Annotated in this window: 20 protein-coding genes and 1 pseudogene; 14 read left to right on the plus strand and 7 right to left on the minus strand. The window is 61.3% G+C overall.

Annotation, left to right across the window (positions count from 1 at the left end; all coding sequences use genetic code 11):
- Positions 1-7: 7 nt before the first annotated feature.
- From stbB to AB3X99_RS30300, 9 genes are all read left to right on the plus strand, one after another.
- Complete coding sequence (gene stbB, locus AB3X99_RS30260) at positions 8-736, plus strand: StbB family protein (protein ID WP_368619001.1); 729 nt, start codon at positions 8-10, stop codon at positions 734-736.
- The gene (locus AB3X99_RS30265; RefSeq protein ID WP_069268367.1) at positions 733-1224 is read left to right on the plus strand and encodes a hypothetical protein; all 492 of its coding nucleotides are present in this window, start codon (positions 733-735) and stop codon (positions 1222-1224) included. Before stbB ends, AB3X99_RS30265 begins: the two co-directional genes overlap by 4 nt.
- Positions 1225-1263: 39 nt before the next feature.
- A complete protein-coding gene (locus tag AB3X99_RS30270; protein ID WP_256095006.1) occupies positions 1264-1599 on the plus strand; it encodes a killer protein in 336 nt (111 codons plus the stop codon).
- Positions 1600-1661: 62 nt separating this feature from the next.
- A complete protein-coding gene (mobC, locus tag AB3X99_RS30275) occupies positions 1662-2063 on the plus strand; it encodes a plasmid mobilization relaxosome protein MobC (RefSeq protein ID WP_069268366.1) in 402 nt (133 codons plus the stop codon).
- The gene (locus AB3X99_RS30280; RefSeq protein ID WP_368619002.1) at positions 2053-5085 is read left to right on the plus strand and encodes an LPD7 domain-containing protein; all 3033 of its coding nucleotides are present in this window, start codon (positions 2053-2055) and stop codon (positions 5083-5085) included. Before mobC ends, AB3X99_RS30280 begins: the two co-directional genes overlap by 11 nt.
- A gap of 331 nt (positions 5086-5416) precedes the next feature.
- Positions 5417-5683, plus strand: a complete 267-nt coding sequence (locus tag AB3X99_RS30285; RefSeq protein WP_069268364.1) for a BrnT family toxin — start codon at positions 5417-5419, stop codon at positions 5681-5683.
- On the plus strand, positions 5670-5972 hold the full coding sequence (locus tag AB3X99_RS30290) for a BrnA antitoxin family protein (RefSeq protein ID WP_069268363.1): 303 nt from the start codon (positions 5670-5672) through the stop codon (positions 5970-5972). Before AB3X99_RS30285 ends, AB3X99_RS30290 begins: the two co-directional genes overlap by 14 nt.
- Positions 5973-6486: 514 nt before the next feature.
- Positions 6487-6942 (plus strand): antitoxin Xre/MbcA/ParS toxin-binding domain-containing protein, encoded by a 456-nt coding sequence (locus AB3X99_RS30295; RefSeq protein WP_368619003.1) that lies wholly within the window; start codon positions 6487-6489, stop codon positions 6940-6942.
- Positions 6939-7409: an RES family NAD+ phosphorylase gene (locus tag AB3X99_RS30300; protein WP_368619014.1), complete on the plus strand. Its 471-nt coding sequence runs from the start codon at positions 6939-6941 to the stop codon at positions 7407-7409. Before AB3X99_RS30295 ends, AB3X99_RS30300 begins: the two co-directional genes overlap by 4 nt.
- A gap of 72 nt (positions 7410-7481) precedes the next feature.
- Here the strand turns inward: AB3X99_RS30300 and AB3X99_RS30305 are convergent, their stop codons facing one another.
- On the minus strand, positions 7482-7883 hold the full coding sequence (locus tag AB3X99_RS30305) for a DUF6283 family protein (protein ID WP_368619004.1): 402 nt from the start codon (positions 7881-7883) through the stop codon (positions 7482-7484).
- A gap of 196 nt (positions 7884-8079) precedes the next feature.
- Positions 8080-8508, minus strand: coding sequence for an H-NS family nucleoid-associated regulatory protein (locus AB3X99_RS30310; RefSeq protein WP_368619015.1), 429 nt, complete (start codon positions 8506-8508; stop codon positions 8080-8082).
- A 511-nt stretch (positions 8509-9019) separates the two neighbouring features.
- Here AB3X99_RS30310 and AB3X99_RS30315 point away from each other — a divergent pair.
- Positions 9020-9637, plus strand: coding sequence for an H-NS histone family protein (locus tag AB3X99_RS30315; protein ID WP_368619005.1), 618 nt, complete (start codon positions 9020-9022; stop codon positions 9635-9637).
- Positions 9638-10215: 578 nt separating this feature from the next.
- Here the strand turns inward: AB3X99_RS30315 and AB3X99_RS30320 are convergent.
- From AB3X99_RS30320 to AB3X99_RS30330, 3 genes and pseudogenes are all read right to left on the minus strand, one after another.
- Positions 10216-10407: a hypothetical protein gene (locus AB3X99_RS30320; RefSeq protein WP_069268359.1), complete on the minus strand. Its 192-nt coding sequence runs from the start codon at positions 10405-10407 to the stop codon at positions 10216-10218.
- Between the two features lie 516 nt (positions 10408-10923).
- Positions 10924-11301, minus strand: coding sequence for a hypothetical protein (locus AB3X99_RS30325; RefSeq protein ID WP_368619006.1), 378 nt, complete (start codon positions 11299-11301; stop codon positions 10924-10926).
- Between the two features lie 415 nt (positions 11302-11716).
- Positions 11717-12637, minus strand: a pseudogene (locus tag AB3X99_RS30330) (IS110 family transposase); the annotation flags it as partial.
- Positions 12638-13030: 393 nt separating this feature from the next.
- Here AB3X99_RS30330 and AB3X99_RS30335 point away from each other — a divergent pair.
- Positions 13031-13327: an H-NS histone family protein gene (locus AB3X99_RS30335; RefSeq protein ID WP_083245599.1), complete on the plus strand. Its 297-nt coding sequence runs from the start codon at positions 13031-13033 to the stop codon at positions 13325-13327.
- 40 nt (positions 13328-13367) lie between these two features.
- On the opposite strand, the gene AB3X99_RS30340 is transcribed toward AB3X99_RS30335, so the two are convergent.
- Both AB3X99_RS30340 and AB3X99_RS30345 read right to left on the minus strand, forming a co-directional pair.
- A complete protein-coding gene (locus tag AB3X99_RS30340) occupies positions 13368-15836 on the minus strand; it encodes a hypothetical protein (RefSeq protein ID WP_368619007.1) in 2469 nt (822 codons plus the stop codon).
- 73 nt (positions 15837-15909) lie between these two features.
- On the minus strand, positions 15910-17481 hold the full coding sequence (locus AB3X99_RS30345) for a DASS family sodium-coupled anion symporter (RefSeq protein WP_368619008.1): 1572 nt from the start codon (positions 17479-17481) through the stop codon (positions 15910-15912).
- A gap of 158 nt (positions 17482-17639) precedes the next feature.
- Here AB3X99_RS30345 and AB3X99_RS30350 point away from each other — a divergent pair, with 158 nt between their 5' ends.
- The 3 genes from AB3X99_RS30350 to AB3X99_RS30360 all read left to right on the plus strand — a co-directional run bounded on the left by AB3X99_RS30350 (position 17640) and on the right by AB3X99_RS30360 (position 23271).
- Positions 17640-18377 (plus strand): GntR family transcriptional regulator, encoded by a 738-nt coding sequence (locus tag AB3X99_RS30350; RefSeq protein WP_368619009.1) that lies wholly within the window; start codon positions 17640-17642, stop codon positions 18375-18377.
- A 2337-nt stretch (positions 18378-20714) separates the two neighbouring features.
- Positions 20715-21935, plus strand: coding sequence for a GSU2403 family nucleotidyltransferase fold protein (locus AB3X99_RS30355; RefSeq protein WP_368619010.1), 1221 nt, complete (start codon positions 20715-20717; stop codon positions 21933-21935).
- Positions 21936-23028: 1093 nt separating this feature from the next.
- A complete protein-coding gene (locus AB3X99_RS30360; RefSeq protein ID WP_368619011.1) occupies positions 23029-23271 on the plus strand; it encodes an H-NS histone family protein in 243 nt (80 codons plus the stop codon).
- The last annotated feature ends 136 nt before the right edge of the window (positions 23272-23407 follow it).

A 23407-nucleotide genomic window follows, 5' to 3' on the forward strand; every position in this document is an offset into this window, starting at 1 on the left:
AATGAGTATGGCTATCGTGAACTGCTCAGGCAACGTCGGCAAGACTACCGTGACCCGCGAACTGCTCGCGCCAAGGCTGCCGTCCATGTCGGTACGCCAGATTGAGTCAATCAATACGGATGACTCGGCCGGCCCGAAGGTCGAGGTGATGATTGCCGCGCGCTTTGACGAACTGCATGACGAGCTGATGCGCGGCCGTGATCTGCTGGTCGATATCGGTGCATCGAACGTCGAGGAGTATCTCAACCGCCTCAATGGTGCCAAAGGGGCACAGGAGGATTACGCGTGCTTCGTTGTGCCGGTCGAACCGGAGAGCAAGCAGATGAAGGACTCCATGAAGACGATCAACATGCTCGCGGATCTCGGCGTCGAGCCTGGGCGCATCCGTGTGCTGCTCAACAAGGTCGATCTGGTCAGGAGCGAGGACCGCGAGGTAACGCTGCGCCGGCACTTCGGGCAACTGTTCGAACTGCATGAGAGGGAGCGGACTTTCGAACTGAATCAGGATGCGCTGATCCCAAAGAACGACGTGTTTGCGCTTGCGGCGGCCGCCGGTCGTACGATCCACGATATTGCGACAGACGGGGTGGACTACAAGGCGCAACTGATCGACGCTGCGAGCGCCTCTGAGAAGGACCGTCTCGTGAGGCTGGTTGGCCTCAAGCGCAAGGCGCTGTCGATCAAGCCGTTGATGGACCAGGCGTTTACCGCACTGATGGAAGGGGTCGATGCATGAACGAGCCGACGCCGCAGCCGGATCACGCCGGGCGAGCGTCTGAGCGCCTGGGCCGGGTGATCGCCACGATGCCGGCGTCGAACGAGCTGGCCGTGCTCGCGGAGATCCTGATCGAGCAGATGAAGGTCGTGGATGCGCAACACCATGTTGTCGCGCTGATGGAGTCCACTGACCAGAAACTGACCGCGACGGTGCAGGCGCTGCGCGAGGAGAACACGCAACTGACGAAGCTGCTCACGCAATCGCGCCAGGCGTTCATCGGCGAGGTAGCCGCGAAGGCGGCTGACCAGGCGCGACGTGCGGCAACAGCGGATGTCGTGGACGAACTGGCGCGGCTGCGGGCTGCCGTTGAATCGCGTGGTCGCGTCGTGCCCACGAATCCGGCAGTTGCAGCAACCGGATCGCTCGTCGCCTTCATGGGCATTGCGTTCTGCGCGGGCGCCGCGCTCATCTGGGTCGTTGCCCGTCTGGCACACACGCTCACCTAGCCGAAAACCACCGCATCTCATGGAGGGGAACCTTAGATCATGAACGCAATGAAACGACGGTCGATTGCGGCCGCGCTGTGCAGCGCGGCACTGGTCTGTGCGCTCGCCACGCCGTCGTCGCACGCCGATGATAACCAGGATGCGTGTGGCGCGGTGCTCTGTCTTGCCGGTTTGATCATGGGTGGCAATGGCGGCAAGACATGCGCCGAATACGAGGCGGGCTACTTTTCCATCGTCCGCTTTCACCACGGTCACTTCGATGAGGGCGGCACGGCCAACGCGCGAGGCGATTTCCTGAACCAGTGCCAGTCGGCCGGGAGTGACGTGAAGGGGCCAGTCAATTCGCAATACGGGCGAACCCAGTACGGCCCCTGACTCTTGCACGCCGGTGGCGGCAGTTCGCCGCCCGATGTCTCTCTGGTAACGGAAAACATGCGATGAGCGCAGACGATCTCAATGTTGTGGCGGAAGCCAGGCGCCGTGGTCGCAAAAAAGCGCAGAAGGCCCTTGGCAGGCCTGTCAGCACGCGGCTCACCGACGACCAGTGGCAGGTCTTCAATGAAAAGGTCGCACGCTCCGGCATGAGTCCGTCTGTTTTTTTGCGCGAATGCATCCTGACGAACCGCACGCAGATCGTCGCGCGCCCACCCGCGACCATTGAGCGACAACGGATCATGTACGTGATCAACAAGACCGGCAACAACCTGAACCAGCTGGTCCACGTGGCGAATACGGCGCGCGTGGCTGGCCAGCTATCCGAATCCACGTTTGTCGCCCTGGTCGACGAGCTGGAGTTGATCACGCAACTGCTGAAGGCCCATCTCCATCGTGTTGATTAGAGTGGACGGCCGTCACGACGGCGTGAAGCAGTACCTCGAGGAAGGCCGCAAGGTTGGCCGCGACCTGGATCGCGATGACCTTGACGAACGTGTGGTGCTCGCCGGTGATCTCGACCTGACCGACGCAGTGATCCAGTCGATCAGTGCCGCACCCGGTGTCGAACGTTACCTGTCCATCACGCTCTCCTTCAAGGAGGATCACGTCACTCGGGAAACGATGTTTCAGATCGTGCGGGAGTTCGAGGCGTTCGCGCTGCACGCCTACCGCCCGGACGAATACAGCTTCTATGCCGAGGCACACCTGCCCCGGATCAAGAGCTATGTGGACCAGCGGACTGGCGAACTGGTTGAGCGCAAGCCACACATCCATATCGTCATTCCGCGCTGGAACCTGCTGGCTGAAAGGCACCTGGAACCGCTCGGCTACGTGCGCTCCAACCTGAGCTTCATCGACGCGTTCCAGGAGCATGTCAACGCGCGGTATGGCCTTGCGAGTCCGAAAGACAACCGGCGCACGCTGCTGACCGACGCATCGGAAATGATCAGCCGCTACCGTGGCGACCTGTTCCGTTCCAACAGTCGCGAGCTGAAGGAACAGATTCTCGACGCGGTGCTGGATCGCCAGATCGAGACCCATGCGGATTTCATGGCGCTGCTGCACGAGCACGGTGCCGTGCGCATGCGCAATACCGGTCTCGACAGCGCCTACCTGAATGTGAAGCCGGCTGGCGCCGACAAGGGCGTGAACCTCAAGGAATACGTATTCACGCCTGAATTCATCGCACTGCCGACCGCCGAAAAGCTGCAGGCGCTGTCGGCAGATGCGGCCGACTGTTATGAGGCTGGCGTTGCGCCCAGACGCACACCAGCGCATATAGCGACAGTGCTCGATGAGTGGTACACCACCCGCGCGCGCGAAGTGAAGTATCTCAACAGCGGTAGCCGTCAGTACCAGCGTTACCAGGAATCCTCGCCCCACGACCGCGAACTGATGCTTGCAGATCTCGAACGCGGCTTCTACGCACAACATCTGAAGGTACATCATGAACGAGCAGACGACTCCCTACCCGGCTTCGCAGGACACCTTCAACGAAGCGGACGCGCATTTGAATTCGGCGCCCAGCCGCCCGACGTCGTCGACGGGCCAGGCGCGCGCGAATCAGAACACGACACGTCCGAACCCTTCGACGATGGATACGGCGGGCTCGATGCCGAGTTTGACCTTATCCCAGGTGGGGCGTACCCGGCGCCCGAACCCTTCAACTCTGTGCGAAACGTGCCCGGCCGCCCTGTGGACGGCATCAGACATCGATCTGCAGTGCTATTGCCGCATCATGCGTTTCACCAGCTGGAGCCAGACGGCGCCGTATCCGCGCACGGCCTGCGACGGGCTGCAGATCGCGATGGAGAGCCTGCAGCGCAACGAGTAGGGCACGCAGCCCCCCCAGTCGACGGGCTGGACGCGTACCACCGTGCGCTTGAGAGGCACTATGCGTTCGGCGATCCGTTCGACAGCCTGCCAATGATGCGGTCGCATCCGGCATGGACACCATCCGGCACGTCGCCGCCAGGCTGGTTTTCGGGCAACCGGCGAGACGCGTTTCCAGACCGGTTCGACTCGATCGACGCGTCATTCGAGTTCGAGGCAAGCCGGCGAATCCTGCGGACGCCGGACGCATTCGCGGTTGATGCTCCAGCGTACCGGTCGCGCCGCTCTCGCGCCGACGACGCCACGTATGCCACACCGCGACACACGGGCCGCGTCTCGGACAACGTGGTCTCGCAACTCGCGCGCGAGCTTCGGCAGCGCGATGAATCAGGTAGTCAGCACACTGAGTTTCGTGAGATTCGCCAGGGTCTCGATGCCAGTCGCCTGCTTGCCGAACTGTCGCACACCCATGGCGTGCGGCCCGCGAAATATGCGGTCACGACGGGCCGCGACGGCGCCGATCGTATCCGCGCGGGCTCGCGCAACCTCAACGTGTCGGACTTCCTGACTAAAGAACTGAATCTGTCGTGGCGTGAAGCCGCACCATTGCTACGCGCAGTGTATGAGCGACAGCAGGCCGGTGAGCCGGTTCCGGCTCCGCGCGAGCTGCCACGCGCGGCACTTTGGCGCGAATACTCGGTCGCGCGCGAAGCGCATGTCGTGGCCCGTAGCGACGCGTGGCTCACACAGCGCGCAAATGAACAGTGGCGCCGCGCTGAGATCCGCGCAGCGTTCGACACCAGGCGCGCGGAAATCCGGCAGGATGTGCGGCTCACACCGGCTGGTCGACGAGCGGCGACGTCACTCGCACGCGCCGGGCAGCTGGGCCGCGACGACGCGCTGCGGGAGTCGATCTCACGCGAGCGGGCGGCACTCAAGGAAAAATTCGGAGCCGCAGGCGGCCCGAGCTTTTCCGGCTGGCTGCGCACGCGGGCGGAAGAGGGCGATGAGCGCGCGCTCGAGGAGTTGCGACGCACTGCGGGCCCGGAGCGTGTATCGGGCGCGGTCAAGGTCGATGCCGAGATCGGCGGCGAGGCGTTCAACGTGATCCGGCCGAACACGCCACGGCAGCACGCGCAGGACGAATACAATGCGATCATTTTCCGCTCGCCGGGCCTATCCTGGTCGGTCAACGAACGTGGCGACGTTACCTACCGGCATGACGGCCGCGACATTGTTCGTGATCGTGGCACAAGCGTTCAGGTGCTGCAGGCGGAGCGGTCCGCCATCGAAGCCGGGCTGCGGCTCGCGCAGGGCAAGTTCGGCCGCACGCTCGAACTGACTGGCGACGACGCGCACCAGATGGCGGCCGCGAGGGTGGCCGTGGACGCAGGGCTGCGCGTGCAGTTCAGCGACGAGCAACTGAACCGGGCGATGGATCAGTATCGCCACGCTCGCGTCGACCAGCAGGTGCAGGACACGCTCGGCACGTCTGGCGCCTGTCCGCCCGCCGATCCACTGCCACAGGCGCAATCCGATCGACCGGCACAGGATTGGCCGAAGCCCTCCGAGGACGGTAAGCCAACCCTCTGATGCTCGATCGGACCGGCAACTCCGCGTCGAGCGCCTCGTGTCCGCTCGTCACCGTGCGGCCGTGCGCCGAAGCCAGTTGCGAGGCTCGCCACACAGATCCGGGTGTATCGTCTCGACGTTCAGTAGCGGCAGCGCCATGGTGCCCCCAAAGAATGCCTGTATATATATATAGTAATCGTGTCGGGTCTGCTCGCAAAAGTCACGCGGTCAGTCGGTGCGTGACTGCTTTGTATTCAAATCATGCTGAACTGCGATCTTGCGCCAGGACGCACTTTCTGTAACTCCAGAAAGTCCTTGCGTGCTCCTATTTTTCGACACTACAATAAGTTGCATGCGAATCACATTTGACCTTGCGAAGGACGCGTCGAACCAGGAAAAGCACGGCGTATCACTCGCCGAGGCTGCGCGGCTCGACTGGGATGGGATGCTGGTGGTCCAGGACATTCGGCACGAGTACGGAGAGGATCGGTACAGGGGCATCGCCCTGTTAGGGGGCAGGCTGTATAGCGTGGTTTTCACGCCCCGCGACGAAACCATGCGCATCATCAGCCTGCGCAAGGCGAGTAACACGGAGATTGACGCTTATGAGCAAAGCTAAGCTGACACGCAACACCGCCGCAGAGGAAGCGGCAATCCAGCGCGGAATCGAGTCCGATCCGGACAACCCGGAATGGACGGCTGCGGATTTCGCCAGCGCGCGTCCATTCGCTGAAGTCATGCAAAAGCGCATGGGCCGCCCGCCGAAGGAGAATCCGAAAGAGCAGGTCACGATGCGCTATGACGCAGAGGTTCTGGAGGCGTTTCGTGCGACCGGCGCAGGCTGGCAGACGCGCATGAATGACGCGCTAAAAACCTACCTGAAAGAGCACCCGCTCAAGGCAGCATAAGAAAGCTGTGGAGTGGCTTGTGGTTGAAACGGAGTTCGTCGCGCTCCCTCATATCCATCGTCCAGGTCGGCGTGCTGTTCGTCCCATTTCATGGTGGGAAGATTGTCGTACAACGCATCCATGTGCGCTACGCCTCATATCGAAAGGTATCCTGAATATCTCGCGAGCGGCGTCCTGGCAATGGGGTCGTGGCCAGGCAGTAGACGGCACGCTTGAATGCCGATCAGGCAGGCGGGGCGCTCGACCGGAACAGATCGGGATGGATTGGCCTCGACGTCCAGTAGTGACAGCGCCATGGTGCCTCCATAAAATACTGTATAAATATACAGCTCTCGTAGCTGCTCTATCCTGGAAAGTCACGTCGGAGGCGCCGGTCGGCTGTGCCGGGCTGCGGAGAGCGGATTTGCCGTAAGTCAGCGGACGCCCGCGATCGGTGCCGCGCAGACTGCACAACAGGCAAGCTCAATCTGTGGCAAAATGCCCGTATTGATTGGGCATTTTGCTTGGAGGGTCCATGGCTACCGTTGAATATCGTCCCACTGGACGGGGCAACCCGCGACATACCGAGTTTTCGCTGCTGGGAAACCTGCTCCAGGCGCACATCCGGTCCGGGAATGACCTTGCTGCGCTCGCGACCGAGCGCGTCGGCGTAGAGGTGCTCGACCGCCTGGGCGAGCACGGCCTCAAGGCTGAAGAGCTGCTCTTCATCATTCCGCGTCGAACGCTCTCACATCGTCGGCAGAATGGTGAGCGGCTCTCGACTGACGAGTCGGACAAGGCCATCCGCCTTGCAAGGATCGTTGCACAGGCGGAGACGGTCTTTGGAAACCCGGAAAAAGCCATGAACTGGCTTCGCGGCAGCAAAGAGCGATTCGCCGGGAAAACGCCGCTCGAGATGGCCGCAACTGAACACGGTGCACGGCTTGTCGAGGATGCACTGGTGCAGATTGACGAGGGATACTTCGCCTGATGGAATTCTGGAGGATCAGTAATTACGCGGACCTTCGCGGCATCGGCGGGTTGAGGGCGTCCGGCCGGTGGCATTACCGGGGGCAACCCGTCGTCTATCTGGCGGAAAATCCCGCGCTTGCGCTGCTTGAGACCATGGTGCACCACGAATTCGGGTCGCCGCAGGCGTTGCCTGATAACTATCAACTGCTTCGCGTGGAAATTGCGGAGGGCGCCGCGATCGCGGAACTCACGGCGAACGTTATCCCGGATGACTGGCGTGAGAACGCGGACTGGACGCAGGCCGCCGGTAGCGAATGGCTGGCAGCCGGGCAGGAACTACTCCTCAAGGTGCCAAGTGCCATCCTGCCTCATTCGTACAACTATCTGTTCAATCCTGCCCATCCCGGAGCCGGCTCGGCGATTGTCGCGGAAGTGCTGAAAGTGCCATACGATCCAAGAATTCGGGCTATCCTGGGTGATACGTGAGCGTGGCCGACTTACTGGAGCCCAGTCGCACAGTGGGCTCGATGATGTTCATCACCGGGGCAGGCAGCTGGATCACCCGATTTTCACTGCAAACTCATCTTCTTTGGCCTCGTCTCCAGAATTCGACGTTGCACGCAGCTTGTCCAGCACTTCCCGATAGCTGTCATGCAGTTCTGGCCAGTCTACGTCAGGCTCCAGTGCCGCCGAATCAAGTCGACCAGAGACCACTGCCAGGCGCACTGCGGGGTGGTGGTGTCCGACTTTCGCCAGCCATCCCGCGCACGCGAATTCCTCTCCTTCCCTGGATTGATGGCACGCAAACATGCTGGCTCCAAAGTCGGGCCCCATGCCGCGGTCATCAGGGCACGTATCGGCCAGCTTCTCTGCCAGAGCGAGATCGAAGTTTGGAATATCTACTGCACCCGCAGCGCGACGCCAGGGACACGATGCGCAAGGTTTTCCTGATGTTTTCATGATTCAATCATTGCCCTTAACGTGGACGGATTCCCGAATTCCAACTTCTTGCGTGCAGAAATGGGGCGCAGCCTTTCACCCTGTAACAGGATTTGTGTTCCTTATCTGCCGGGAATGAATTCGCGTAAGCGTCCGAACCGATGGGGCAACGAGGGTGATTCCTGACGCTGGATTCTAGCTGGTTCCAGTTCAGCTCTCAGGCGCCAACGCCCTCTGTTTTGATTTTCGCCAGTCTGGTGCCGGCAAACGGGTCGTTGCGCCAGTCGGCACCGGCGCGTTTGCCTGGTTCCTGGGTCGATGCCGAATCAATTGCAAAATGCTCAAGAGTCTGTCCGGCGCTGGTCGCCTGAACCACCCATTGCGGCGGGGCGCCTTTGCCGTCCCATGAATTGCCAGAGGCGTCGCGGAAACGCACTGCCCGCAACCGCTCCTGATCTGCCGCAATTGACGTGGCGATGTCTTCCGGTTTGATTCCAAATTCAGCCATCCGCCGCCGTAGATAGGCAACGATGCTTTCGCGCTTTCTTTCATCCATTCGGTGTACTCTCCGCGCAACAATCTGTTGTTGAGCAGGTAATTGCAAATCGCGTGCCGCCAGGATACCACGCGACCCAACGCTGCCCATGCTGCAGGCGCGAAGAGGGTGGAGCACTTTTAATCGTTTTGCTGGGAACGGCACACGGCAGGTGTCGCGACTGGCGACAGGTGTGAACCCAGTATAAATCAATCCGCAAGCGACGCCAGGTTTGCTTGCGCACCTTACGTCATCTTTTGTAGCGTGAACGATTCATCCTGTGGAAAGAAGAGGAGCTTCGCTCACAGGATCGATGATTCGTGCGTACATGTCTGGACAATTGAGAATTGAGTGTTTTGCTGCAAGGTAGCATTCGAACGGAAAAGGAGCGTTGTAGTACCCGCAGGCAACACCGGACGCAGCTCAATTTTAATCTCCAGTGACAATTTAAATCGCTGCGCACCGTGCGATAAATTTGCACGAGCGTACTGATGAAGTCATAATCACGACCGCGACGATGGCGTCAATTCTGACGGGCAGACCGAACTTCGAAGTGCCTGGGAAATAAGCCAGGGAAGTTCCAGGATCGCATGGACGGTAAACCCCACAGGGAGGAATAGACATGGTTACCTTGGACGCAATCAACTCGAAAATTGCAAAACTCCAGAAGCAGGCAGTAGCGATTGCCGAAAAGCAGTCGTCGGTGGGCCTGACCAAAATCCGTGAACTGATGCACAAGCACGGACTGACTGTTGCCGATATTGAAGGCTTTGTCGCTAAACGGCGCGGTCGCAAGCCGGCTACGGGTGCGAAGGCAGCAGCAAAATCCCCGCGGGCGGCCGTGCATCACGTTGCGCCGAAATACGTGGATCCGAAAACGGGCGCGACCTGGTCGGGCCGAGGACTTGCACCGCTCTGGATTCGCGATGTCAAGGATCGTTCGAAATTCCTGATCGAAGCCGGTGCAACGGCAAAGGTCGCCGGCGTCAAGGCTGCTCCCGCGAAGAAGGCTGCTCCTGCGAAGAAAGTTGCCGCGAAACGTGTCGTGGCTAAAAAGGCAGCGAAGACGACGGTCGCGACGAAAAAGGCTGGCCGGGCAGCGGCTGTTCCCGCAAAGGGTGTGCGTGGACGCAAGGCTGCAGCACCCGCGAAAAAGGCTTCGGCGCCGCGCAAGGTTGCAGCCAAAAAGGCACCGGCCGCAGTTGAGACTACAGCGACGCCTGAAGTCGCCGCGGCGTAACGGGGAACGGGCGATCCAGTCGTAGCTGGCGGAGCAAGATGCCGAACGCAGTGCTTTGGCGTCCCGCTACGACTGATCACTCAGGACCCCTTGTGCATCGCCTCCGTCTGGGCGACGCCACGTATGTACATGAGGAAGCACGGACACAGAACCGTACGCCTTCAACCCGATGGCACACCGTTTCGAGCTTGTTTCTCTAGCGTTGCCGGCTGATTGTCCACCGGAGTCGATTCCTTCGGTGGTCAGTCGGCTGATCTCGCTCGCGTGGCCGGGTATGAGCCGTGCACAGCTCGTGGACCGTGCTCGTCGGCTCGACATGCATGCTTCGCTGCGGGCGCAGCCCGGTATCGGACCGGATGGGCTGACGCAGTTCAGGCTCACGCTCAGCTTTGCGGACGCGCATTTCGTTCTGGTTGCCCACGTACGTCGTCTCGCTCGCCGACGCGCAGGCGCAAGACGCCAGAAACCGTCACTGCCTCCAGCGCGCGATATCAGGCAACCAAGCCTTTTCTGAGTTTTTTCGAGGCCGCGCAACAACGCCGTTCGCCAGGCAGGTGTCACCGCGGGATCACCATCTGCTAGAGAATCATGAGATTGCGAATCTTTCCGATTGTCGGGGAGCGTTCGACGATCAGGCCGGTGATGAACTCCGGCAACAGCGCGCGCGGCACGTTCGCGGGAATATCGGTCACGAGCTGCGAGGGCACCAGAACGATGAATTCTTCCGGCGCGGACGCCAGGCTGTGTTCGTAAGCGACGCGGATTTCCATGTGGTTTTTTTTCTTTGGGGACGTGGTTGTCAGCCGCACAATTTATCGCGCGCAGGACTAAGCAGGGATGTGGACGCAGTGTAGCGCGGGATGCACCTGTCTTCGTTGCATTGAGCGTTACTGGATTGTCTGTTGTGAGCGCTTGCGCGCTTTCCCAGACAATTGCAGGCTGTACCGCTGGCGATCCACTTTACTTCGCGACACACGCGCAGGGTTTGGTCTCCATCTATGGGGGCTGGTTACCATCGGGCTGGCGAATACCAACCGTATGACGTTTGCACGCGACCTTCTCTCGCCCGTGCGTATTCACTTGTCCGGCGAGCTTTCATGCATGTCGCCCTGACGGATCCGTGAATCCGGCACGCGATCCGACGTGAAGTTACCGTGCAACCTGGAGTTGACTGTCGTTGGTGTGCGTGTCTCTCGCAGCCAGAGCAACAAGTTTTCCAAGGTGATCACTCGCCCGGACAACGATCTCCATCCGGGTCGCGCAGAGCTGGCGGTCGTACTCGTTAATCACGTTCGTGAGTCCCGCGACCAACGATTCAGACACATGCCACCTCCGGTGTGATCGGCCTCGCTAAGTACCTCTCCGAGGCCACGCTCAACACTTTCGATCTCCGCGATATCGAGCTGCCCGTGTCCCGCCCGGCTGATGAAGCTCGTGATGATAGCCACCTGCGAGACAAGATTGACGAGGGAGCGGTCCGCCTCACCATTGCGCAGACGCTCAAGCGCGATCCGTGCACGCAGTGCGAGATCCGAGGCTTCGTGGCGGGGCATCGGGAGATAGAGCGACTTTGCGTGCGTTCCGGCAACTGGCCGACGCGTGGATCGAGAGTTCTTCTTGTTGGGCATGTCCGGTAGGCGGTTGATCTGGATTTGACACGTCATATTGAGATCGTCACCCCGGGATCAAGAGCGCCCACCCGATTTAATTTGCATGACCGGGTCAGCGAGTTCGGTGGCGGGTCCAGACGAAAGCGGCCGCCCAGTGTGATGGTTCCGGCGGTCCTCTATCACTCCGATGAGTTCGCCCGACGCTGCGCAGCGGACGAACTCATCGGAACGGTGCGTCCGCGCAAGACTGTGTGCCGCGCGGCGAAGCTTCCTGGTCAGGTGGGACTCCCGGGCAAACAGCACCGGGAATCATGAGTACCAGATGCAACTAACCGTCAATCGCCACTTCGAACCACGAACGCCTGTCGGCGGCAAAAATCGACGTTCAGCATGGGACTGACCTGTCAGACCGTACGTCGAGGCCAGGTAAAGTCACGGCGCAAGTGAAAAAGCGCCCGGTTCGGAAGTAGAGATCAGCAGCGCCTGTTCGGGCGGGATGCCGGTAGCTCCAGGCAGATTCCACCAGCAGCTTACGTGCGTAGCTGTTGCCGGTCTTCGTAATGCTGCCTTGCCGTCGTTTCCCACTTGATGAATGTTCTGAAGGCGTCACGCCAATCCACGCCATCAACTGCCGCGGATGTTCGAAGCGCGCGAGGTCGCCCAGCTCCGAAACCAGTCCGATCGCCGACGTAAAGTTGATTCCGCGCATGGCCTGCAGGGCAAGTACGACTGGATAAAACCGCCAGTTAGTTACCGCTTCGCGCAATGCCAGTTCCAGCCGCTCGCATTGCGCGAGCCGGTCTTCAATCGTGCGCCGATGTTCGTTGAACGCCAGTTGCTGCCAGGCGCTGTCGCATGAGAACGTACTTAACCAGCGTCGGTGTGTCGGTCCCCAGTTGGGACGGCCGAGATAATGGACGCCGTGGGCAAGCAGAAACGATTTGAGCCTGCAGCGTGCTGCCTTCAGGTCTTCTCGAGCCGCCGACCAGGCGCGGGTCAGGTCGCGGAACGCTTCGTCTTCAACTGTTGGTACATGTACCGCCGACAAGTCGCCGGCGCGCAAGGAGCGCACCAACTTGATCGCGTCACGGTGGTCCGTCTTGACACGATCACCCGGCCTGCGTGGGGTGAGCGATGGTGCGCAGACCATGCAGTCGAAGCCTTTATCGACCAGCCTTCGATACAGGCCGTATCCGCATGGGCCCGCTTCATAGACAAAGCAGATGTGCCGTGCCTTCTGCTGCAGTCGCTTGCAGAGCCGGTCGACATCAATCTGCATGGCGCCCACCTTGCCGAACAGTTCGACGGTGCCCATGCCGATCGCATAGGCAACCGTGATCGAGTCCTTGTGGACATCAAGCCCCACATACAACGTGCTATCGTCTTCCATGCTGGCCTCCGCGGCGGAATACACCGTTGAGTGGCGGTTCCGTCGCCACTCAATGCGGCTCTGGCAGCCATGCTAACCCGCGCAAACTTCCCCACGGCGGCCAGCCTCGCCGAATGGGAGTCATACTGACTTGCTGAGGCTGCGCGTAAAGCATCTGGCTTTCCATGAATCTGCATACCGCGGTAGGCGGCACCGGCTTTGCTCCTCTCCATCGTGATTCACGACGCCCGAGCGTCCGCCATTGTGGATGGAGTCGCGAGGCACCTCTATCTGCAAAAAAATCCACCGACACCAGCCTGACGCAATGCCCGGCGACCGTCGTCCCAGTTCGGATCAGCGACATACGAAAGTCACTATCATGACCCAGTGATTTCCATATGCGGGAGACGCTTCGTGGCAACGTACAGGGAACTGAGAGCGCAGATCGCCGAGCTGGAGAATCAGGCAGCAGCAGTCCGTCAGGAGGAGTTCGACGCCGTCCTTGCCGATATCCGTACAAAGGTGGCCTATTTCGGATATACACCACAGGACATCTTTGGACGTCGCCGCGGCAGGCCGAGAGGTTCAGGCGGCGCGCTGCCAGCGAAATACCGTGATCCGGCAAGCGGCGCCACCTGGTCTGGCAGAGGGCGCGCGCCGAACTGGATCAAGGACGTCAGGAACCGCGACCGGTTCCTGATTCACAACTAGATGGCGGATTCAAACCGGAGCCGGTTGCTGCGAGCGCTGTTCACCTGCGCCCGCGGCGAACCTGGTCAAAAGTAATGAACTGGGCCGACGACCACACCTTGCTGTCGTCACGCTGCCGCCCGAAGAAGTACACCGGACGAAAACCAAACGACGCATTCTGCGCGGCAACCTCTACACTACCTGCCAGATCAACCGGCAGCGGCCTGTCGGTCAGTCGCTCAACCGCGACGAACAGTTCCGTGCCGCCGAGCGCATGTGTTGCGCTGCCCCGCGCAAGCAGATCCACGCCGCGAATCTCGAAGCGAAACGTGGGCGCATGCGCGAATGGATTACCTGCGAGCGGATCGCCGACCTTCACGAAGCCGTCGATGGTGCCTTCGATCACGATGGTCGCCGCGGCCAGATTGCTCACGTCGATCTCGATGCTGTCCGCGTCGCCGTACGTGTCGCTACTGAATTCGATGTCCGTTGCGCCTGTGCGCCACGCGGATTCCTCGACGTGTTCGAAGCCGTGAGAACCGAAGTTGTGAATCGTGCCGTTGAGAATGCGGATGCGGCCACGCCACGCCGCCCAGCGATACCGGTCCCGAATGCGCGCACCACCCCAGCGCACGCGGATCAGACGCTCAGCATAGCCGAGTTCCTCATGCAGGTTCCGCTCCCATATCAGGCCATTGTGATCGTAGGCGGCGACGTATTCCCAGCCGGCGCGTCCGAGCAGGCGGTAATCGAGCGTGGCCGGACCGCGCTGCGTGAACGCGTCGCCTTGCCAGTGATCGCCGCTGCGCACGAGCAGCGCGCTGTGTTCGCCTGTTGTCGCCCACGTGCGGCGTGAGCGTAAGGCCTGGCCGACCGTATGCCGGTCGAGTGCATCGGCGAGCACGCCCGTCAGACCACCATGCACGCCGAATACCTGCACGCCGGGCGCGCCGCCGCCGGGACGTCCGCGATGTTCGTCGCCGCTCGCAGCCACGCCGAGCTGGTAGCCCCGTGCGATGACGTCCTGGTAGAGCCAGCCGAAGTGGCCCCACGTCGAAGCGATTTCGACGAGCCGCTCAAGCTTCGGATGGTGCCAGTCCGGAATGTAGCGCCGCCCGCCAACGTGCGGCATGACGAGGTGGTGTTCGGCGTCGTCGGCGTAGGCATCCCACAGTTCCTCGACGGGCCAGCGACCGAGTTCGACCGCGTTGCCTTTCATGTCCTCGTTCCACACAAGGGTGCGGTTGTGCTCACCGCGCGCGTTGTACGGAAAACCGGGACGTTCGTCGCCGAGAAATACGACGTTGTGGTCGCCACCCGCCGTCGAACTGCCACACCACTCCTGCACGGGATAGACGACGAAGCGGCCGGGTTCGTTAAACTGATCGACGGCCTCGACGCCCAGTTGCCAGTTCGCATCCGTGATCTGGAAGTCGTTCGCTGTATAACCCAGGATGTCGATTCCACCAATATCGCGCGCGTACTGCGCGTTGTATGCGGGACTGTTGGTGCCGACCGTGTCGTGCGCATGGACGTGAAGATCGGCATAGAGTGCGCGCGGGGAGGGCAGTGTGGCGTCGACCGTGAGCCAGGCAACGGCTGCGCGGATCTCCGGCCGCCCGGGCACGTCTGCGACGATGTGCAGCGTGCCCCGGTCCGTTGGGAGGTCGTCGAGCGCGAGCGTCGCGAATCCCTGCGTCGGGAATGCATGCTCCCGCTGATAGACCGTTGTGCCTTCTGCGTCGCGGGCGATCACGTTGGCGGTCAAACTGGCGATCGAATTGACGACTACCGGCCGTGCCTTCGCGTTCGCGCCCAGCTCGCGACATGCGTTGCCCCAACGGTCCTGCAACGCAAGGCGAAACGGCGCAGCCTCGCCAGGACGCACGAAGCGCGGCCCGTTGAGTAGTACGTCCGTTGGATCGCCCGGATGGATGTCGATGGCAATGTCGCCAGGCACTGCAACGAAGCGCGACGTGCCCAGCGGATCGACGTAGAGGCGGAAGCGGAAATCGTCTTCGGAAAACGTCTGGATGCGCGTGCCGGGACCCCGTCGGCGATCACCAAGACGGATCACGATGCGGTCGCCGGCGTTCAGATACCCGTCGACGACGTCGACGATCACGGCTTTCTGGTACGGCCGCTCGTGGCCTTTCTGGTCGAAGCGCACATTGATCGCCTGCACCGTGGCGGGACTCTGGCCCGGCACGAGCGGCGCCGCATGATACTCGGCGCTGATGTAGTTCGCGGCGGTGGGGTCGCTTGTCTGGAAGAGCGCCCAGTCCGAGTAGAACTTGAATGTGGCCTTCAGCCACCCGCCATCGGCAATGCCTGACGAGCCGACTTCGTAGTCGAGCACGACTTCGGCCCAGCTGCCCGCTTCGAGTCGCGAAACGCTGCAACGCACGCTGCCGGCGAAGGGGCGCTGTTTCAGTTGCTCATAGAGGCCGGCAGGGGCGACATGATCGCCAAGGCGCTCGCGCAGGGCACGCGCGCGGGCATGCAGACCGGTTTCGTTCGATTCGCTCATCTGGGGTGGGTGTCGACAAGGCGGGTAAAGGATCGGGATCGCGCGCACGTGAGCATGCGAGTGCGCGCGAATCTCAATGCGCAAACGGCCAGGCTGCGGATGCGTCCCAGACGGGCACGCCCATGAACGCATACCACGGTGCGATCACGCACAGCCCGTACAGGATCGCGATCAGCACCGAGACCACGCCGACGCGGGCGTAATCGGCGGTCGTGAACACGCCGCTGCTGTAGGCAATCACACCTGCCGTGATCTGCGTGGGCAGCAGGTAAGCAAAGCTGTCGGTGTCGCTGACCAGCATCGTGAACGCAACCGGATGCAGGCCAAGGCGCGGAGCGAGCGCAAGCGCGATCGGCGCGATCATGGTGACAGCAGCGACGTTGGACAGCATGCCGATACGGATGATGTGCGTACCGGCCATGACGATGCCAATGGCGAGCCACCAGCCATGCCCGTGCGCGACGAGATAGATGTGATCGGCGGCCCATTGGGCGAGCCCCGACGAACTGATCGCAGAGGACAACGAGAGCGCGCCTGCGAGCAGAAACAGCGTGCCCCAGATCGTGCGCTGCTCGACTTCGGCCCAGCCGAAGCGCAGCACGCCTGGCGCGAACAGGATGGCAAGCGCGATCAGCGCGACGATTTCCGACGACAGATGATGCAGCGGCTCCGTTGCCCACAGGACCGCCACGCCCGCGAACAGGACCAGCACCAGCCAGTCATTGCGCGAGGCGGGCGGGAGTGCGCGACGCATCGTCGTGATGGCAGCGCGTCCGCCAGGAATCTGCACGGCGCGCGAGCGGAAATAGTACTGGACCCAGCACTGCGTGATCGCGAACATGCCCAGGTACGGCCACTGAAGCTTGAACCACGTGAAGTATGAAATGTGGATGCCGAGCTGCTTTTCGAGCAGGCCCGACACGACCATGTTCGGCAGATGCGCCGTGAGAATGCACATGCCACTTATCATCGCTCCGTAGACGAGCGACTGGATCACGATGGCCTTTTTCGCGGCGCGCTCGCGCGGCGAATCGCCGAACAGCTGGACCATGCCGTTGGTGACCGGCAGCAGTGCGGCCGAGCGCGCATTCGCGGCCGGCACGACCATCGACATCACGAAGTTGACGGCGAACATTGCCCAGATCACGCCGTTGGCGGTGCGCACCTTCAGGCGCTCGAGCAGCGCCAGCGCAATGCGGCGGTCGAGGCCGCTTGCCTGCATGATTGCCGAAAAGAGGAATGCCGCGAGGCAGAGGAACACGACGGGCGCCGCAAAACCGCTTGCGGCCTTCGGAAAACCCGGACTCGCGTTTGAAAGCACAAGCAGCATCGGTATCAATATGCCGCTCACGCCGACGGGAATGGCCTCGGTCACCCAGACGATCGCGACCCACGCGACCACGGCGAGCGTGGCCTGGCCGTTCGCGTCGAGTCCGGTGGGTGTCGGTATGAGCCACGCGAGCGCGATGAAGGCGAACCATGCGGCCACGAAGCCGAGGCGGGCACGCAGGAGCGCGGCGCCGCTGCGCGGGCCAGCGTGGCCATGAGCAGCCGCAGGTACGGTTTCGCGCGGATGGAGGGCCGCTCCATCATGTGGTGAGCGCTCGAGCGGCGGCGCGTCGAGGATCTTGTCTGTCACTGTCATGCTTTCCTGCGTTCGTTATTCGAGCCGATGCTGCTATCGTTGGCGGGTCAGGATGGCATAATACGTATTAATACAAGCTGGGCCATCCAATTGCTTTTCATATCGATATTGCGAATCTCGCTCAAGGCGAGGCGCGAGAGCTGCGAGGGACCTTAACCATGTTGGTGCGGGAAGACGTGACGTCGCTCTATGAGCAGATCGCGACGACGCTTGAGCAGGAAATCGGGCAGGGCATCTATGAGCCGTCGGGCAAGCTTCCGTCGGAAGCCGAACTGGGCGAGCGCTTTGACGTGAGTCGGGTGACTGTCCGGCTGGCGCTCGGCCGTCTGGTGGAGACGCACATCGTGGAGCGCAAGCAGGGCAAGGGCACGTTCGTGAAGGCCCGGCGTCTGCAGCACCGGCTCGACGTGTTGCGCGGCTTTTACGACTCGCTGGCGGCGCAGGGCGCGCGGGCCAGCATGGAACTGCTGCGCATGCAAGCGTGTGCGGTACCGCCCGGCCTGCGCGAGACCTTCGCCGCCGATGTCACAGATTGTGTGTATCTTGAACGCCTGCACCGCGTCGATCGCGCGCCTGTCGCGCTTGCGCAGACCTGCCTGCTGCCCGAAGCAAGTGTCATTTCGCGCGAGGAGGCGCAAGCTCTCCCGTCGTACGAGATGCTCGAACGGCTGCCGGGCTGGCATATCGTCGATGCCGACATGACCATCACGGCGGTTGCCGCGGCGAGCGATATCGCCGCATATCTGGAAGTGTCTCCGCGTGCGCCGCTGCTCGTGCTGCGCCGGACCTCGCGACTGGCTGACGGGCGCGCGTGCGAGGCGACGGTGTTCCATATTCGCCCTGAGCGTTTCGATCTGGCGGTACGCAGCGGGCTTGAGGCGCGGGTGGTTGGATAACGACGCCAGGCGCGGGTCACCCTGCGGGGGCCTTCGTGCCTGGACCTTTGCCGATGTTATGGATTCCAAAAAATCTCGGCAACTGGCGTCGTGCGAACGCTCGCTACCAGGGAGGGGACGAGACTGGCGCAGTCGCGAACGCGCGGAATCTGGCCTGCGGCGTAAGCGTCGTTGCCGTCGATCAGGATAGCCGTGTAATTTCCCGCGCACCATGACTGTGCGCGGCTGAATCGGACAATGCTGACTGCTCCAGGGACCTCCGTTGTAAAAAAATTCTCGCGGCGAAAACGCATAATTTGTATGAAGAAAATAAATGATGCCGCCGATAACCGAGTCAGGTACTGCGCTGTTCGCGTGCCCGGGCGTCAGGCCAGACATCCATCGCACCGTGAGACCTGACTTGCACGTGCTCGTTTAATCGATACAGGGTTGCCGGACTTTTCGGGATTGGTACTGCGTCGAACTGGGCACGAACCCGCTTATCCGTCTCGGTATCGGCATCTGGATGATGCGTAGCGTCACCCGGCAACTGGGTACCGAGCCTGCGACCGCCGCCGCCGTGGCCAGAAGCGTGGCCACACCCTGCTCGAACGCCAGCTGGTTGCCCTGGAGACACTTGGCGGGGCCATACGGCCTCGCGTTACGCGGGACGGCGATTCGCTCCTTCGTACCCTCGCTCGGCTGCACTGAAACGTTGATACCGTGGCGCGTGAGTGGGCGGTGTGATGCCTGAGCCGTCGCGATCAGCTCCGGCCTGCATCTGCCCGAAGCTGCCTGCGGGCACTGCATGCATTCGACGTGTGAGGCGCGTGCGCTGTCACAACAGCTGCGTCACCAGACTGACCGACCGCCAAAGAACATTTCTGCGCCGCGGGGATTCCCGAAGTCCAGAGTCACACTGCGTCCTGGGATCCGGCATTTCAACAGTTTCGCGTCGGCGAGCGGGCGAATGACTCGTCGCTAACCTACGCGGACGTTTCGACGGGCGCGCGACAGGCCAAAGCCCGGCACGTGCGCGTGCGTTTAGCGGAACGGGGAAGAAGAACTCACTGCATGTTGTGAAACCGGTGTGGACCGACCATACTTCCCTGTAGCGGAATGCTGGAGTCGTATATTTTTAAGGCCTGTCCCGTAGGCCAGGACTCCCAAAGTCGACGCTGTTATCCGACGCGCCGTTGCGCGACTTGCGCTGCCCGTCGTGTCCTGCTCCGCGGGTGGAACTGCGGTCGCAGGCGGGCAGCCTGGCGCGCTTCGCTCTAATGGGAACACGCGGTTGAGCCGGCCCGAACCGCAATGCTGAGCCAGTATTGGACGATTATCTCCAGCATCGTTGCGCGACGCACCACGGGATCTACACTGCGCCGGACATCTTCGCGCTTTCGAGGGATGCATCCCTCCGTTCCGGACCGTGGACGTGCCGACCACGTTGGCGTGCCGCTTTGTCACCCAGGCTGCGGCGCCGCGCTGCGTGTGCCGGTCCTTGACGGAGACGGTCATGCAAGGGCCATCGGATAGCTGGCGCCGGGCAATGCGGCGCGTCACTTGCGCGGCGTCTTTTTTCCGCAGGCCTCGGCATTGAAAATTATCAAACAATTGACCGGGATTCCAGCCTGGCCATCTCGTGGACGGCGATTCGCTAGCGCTCACGTCAGTCGCGGGATGAATGGACAGCGCAATACGGAGCGGATGGTGCAGGACACGACTCTTCAGGAACGCGAACCTGCACGAATGGGCCTGTACGGCCAGCTCGCGCGGCTGGAGCGCCGCTTCGCAGTAACCGTAAGCCGCAGGAGGGCAGCGATGACGACGTTGATACGTAGATACTTCGTGTGCGTCAACGGACACGACGGCGAAGAGGTGGCGTGCGATGACGATGAACCGTACTCTTCTCAGTGGGACTCGATTCGCACGACCGGACTGGTGAACAACGGCAGGGACTCGCACGGATACGCCTCTTATACATGCAAGACGTGCGGCGAGCTCATGTTGGAAACCGGGAAAAGGTGATTGATAGAAAGCCAGAATCGTGGCTCGACGTTCTGCATGGACGTGCGCGATCGACTGCCGCAACCGGAATTTGAAAAACGTAAGTTTGCGTCATTCTCTTCATCAATCGGCTAACAGGCTTCGAAGTCCTGCATCTGGTGAGACCCGATGCCCGCGCGCAGGCATTGGGTGGCCCTCGGCGTGCTAAAGCACGCGGACGGGGCCACAGACGTTGGCCCAGCGATGCGCCGGAACATGAATTCGAGACGTCGGCGATTCGTCAGCCGGTGCGTGGTGAGAAGTCCGACAATGAGGTCGCGGACCGGGCATGGCCCGAACAAATCCTAACCGATGCGCCCGGTACCGCCGGGTAACCTTGTACCGTTCGCCTGGGGTATCGGACAGGCGAGGGGTTGGTGGCCTGAGGGATTCCAAGTTGATTGCAGTAATTTTCATAAAATTACTGCAATCACGAACTCGCCTTTTGCAGTAAAATCCAAAAAATTACTGCAATTTTCTGGCATGCACGGACTTCCTCTTTACCAGCGACACGATCAGGCATTTTGCTCCCAGTACGCGAACGTCGAGCAGGCGGTCGCCAGCCAGGGGCGGGTTCTCGTGGGTGCGCCGGGCACGATCACCGAGCACCATCGCGGGAACGCTGTCTACTACTATCGGCAGTTCATGAACGCGGAGGGCAAGCGGCAGCAGGAGAGTCTTGGCGGACCCAAGGGCGATCCGGCGGCCGAGGAGCGCGTCGCTGCGGTGATGGCACAGATCGAGCAGTCCAAAGACCTCATCAGCCGCATTCGGGAGCTCGCGAAGCTCGGCTTCCAGATTGCCGACAACAAGACCTACGCGACCATGGCGGTCCTCCACAATTACGGACTTTTCGAGGCCGGCGCGGTGCTCGTGGGCTCTCACGCGTACGCGGTTCTGCTCAACAGCCTTGGCATCAAGGCGCTTGCCTACGAGACCGAGGACATCGATATCGCGCGCGCCCGCCAGCTCGCGCTACAGGGTGTGCCGTCAGGTGGCCTGCTCGAAATCCTGAAAGAAACCGGAATCGACTTCGTGCCGGTGCCGGGGTTCAACAGGGGCGATCCGTCCACGTCGTTCAAGCAGGCGGGTCGGACGCGTTTTCACGTCGATCTGCTTGTGCCTTCGAAGGACAACACATTTCCGACCGTCGCTGTTCCAGAGCTCGGTGCGCATGCGAGCGGCATGCCTTATCTCGCCTACCTGCTCGGCCAGTCCCACATGGGCACGCTGCTTTCAAGGCACGGCGCGGTGCCGGTTCGTGTGCCGGACCCCGCACGCTTCGCGATCCACAAGATCCTCGTTTCACGCTTGCGCACCAACATGCTGGTCAAGTCGCAGAAAGATATCCAGCAGGCGTGCGTGATGCTCGCGATGCTCGGCGAGCACAGAAGCGGCGATATCGAGCTCGCCTGCTCGAATCTCCCGAGGTCTGCGCGCCCAATGGTTCGCCGTGCGCTGCCCGATATACGCACCATGCTCGAGGCTCACGAGGGAGCGCTATTCGAATTTGAGGAAAGCATTGCCGCCTGACGGGCCATGTCGCGCTCCGACTGGCCCGGAATACGTATGATCAACCCCCGTGCTGTATGCCATCCCGTCACCGCGCGTTCCGTGTGTGGATGCCGTCATTCCGGTTGTTCGCGCATCCCACAGGCACTGTCCTTCAATGGCGTCGCGTCGGATCCTTAGCCAGCTACCGTGCACCGAATATGAGTACGGGCTGGACTACGGACGCGTTCAATAGATTACGCAAAACAGTCTGGGCGGCCGTTGAAATTGCAATCATTCGAGCTGTAATGTCGACTCTGGTGAAACTTCATCGTTGGTCACTGAGTGTCGTCACCTCATATCAATTCGTATAGCGAATTAATTGTGCGACAGCCGGCGAGGAATGCCAGATAGTCCAATCATTCGCTGCATGGCTGACACACGATTTGCGTGCTGCCCGGCTCAAGGATGTGAATACGGATTCTGAAGCGGTGACGGGTGGATTGGATGGTGCCGATGGTGCTGCCGGTGCTTCGACTTCGATTTCGCCTTTGGTTGGGACTCTAACGTCGGCTTCGTGTGCGGATGCGGCTCACCCTGGGGCAGCGGCTCCGTAGTCTGGGCTGCGGGCAGTGGCGGAGGAGAAGTGGTACGAGCACGTTGCGGCGAGTCCTGGCCTTCGCCGAAGTGAAACGTCTGCGAGGCTTGCGCGTAAGCGGTGGTGGACAGCGGCACTGCCATCAGTAACAGGAATTTCGAAAGCTTCATGCGTGTTCCCTTTGGGCGGACGCTTCAGGATAACGCAATGCGCAGCCTTTGCCGCCTTGTCCTGTTCATTGCTCGCGTGGCCGACAAGGTGTGCGCGGTGTTCAAAACTGCATGATGCGCCGCTTCAAGGGTCCGTCGTGTCCGCCGACCCTCGTAAAAAGCGCTGGAACGAACTGGCCACGCGTCAGTCCATCCCTGCAAAAGAGTGTGAACGTTCGTCATGGAACGGCCGCCGAATATTGCCCGTGATTTGCGAATTCGCGGACACAGGCCCAAGGCCGGACTCGTCGATCGGTCATCCCGATTCGGATCAATGCCGTGAGAAAGTCACTATCATGACCGCGAGGTGTCCACATGGGGGAAGTCCGTGGCAACGTACAAGGAACTGAAAGCACAACTTGACGAACTCAAAAGTCAGGCGACCGCTATGCGGCAGCAGGAGTTCGACACGGTGCTTGCCGATATACGTGCAAAGGTTGTGGAGTTCGGATATACCGAGCGGGATATCTTCGGGAGCCGACGCGGCAGACCAAGGGTCGCGCACGGTCCACTGACTGCGAAATATCGCGATCCTGCTACCTGGTCCGGGCGGGGACGCGCGCCAAACTAATGGAATGGGCGCCCCCACCCGAAACGGCATCGGTGTGCCAAAGTGGAAGTGTCGAAGCTACCACTTAATCGAGGAGGGCGCCCAACATGAAGATTACGACGATTGGCATTGATTTGGCAAAAACCGTTTTTGCAAT

The organism is Paraburkholderia sp. BR10882 (assembly GCF_040948855.1).
GTDB lineage: Bacteria > Pseudomonadota > Gammaproteobacteria > Burkholderiales > Burkholderiaceae > Paraburkholderia > Paraburkholderia nodosa_A.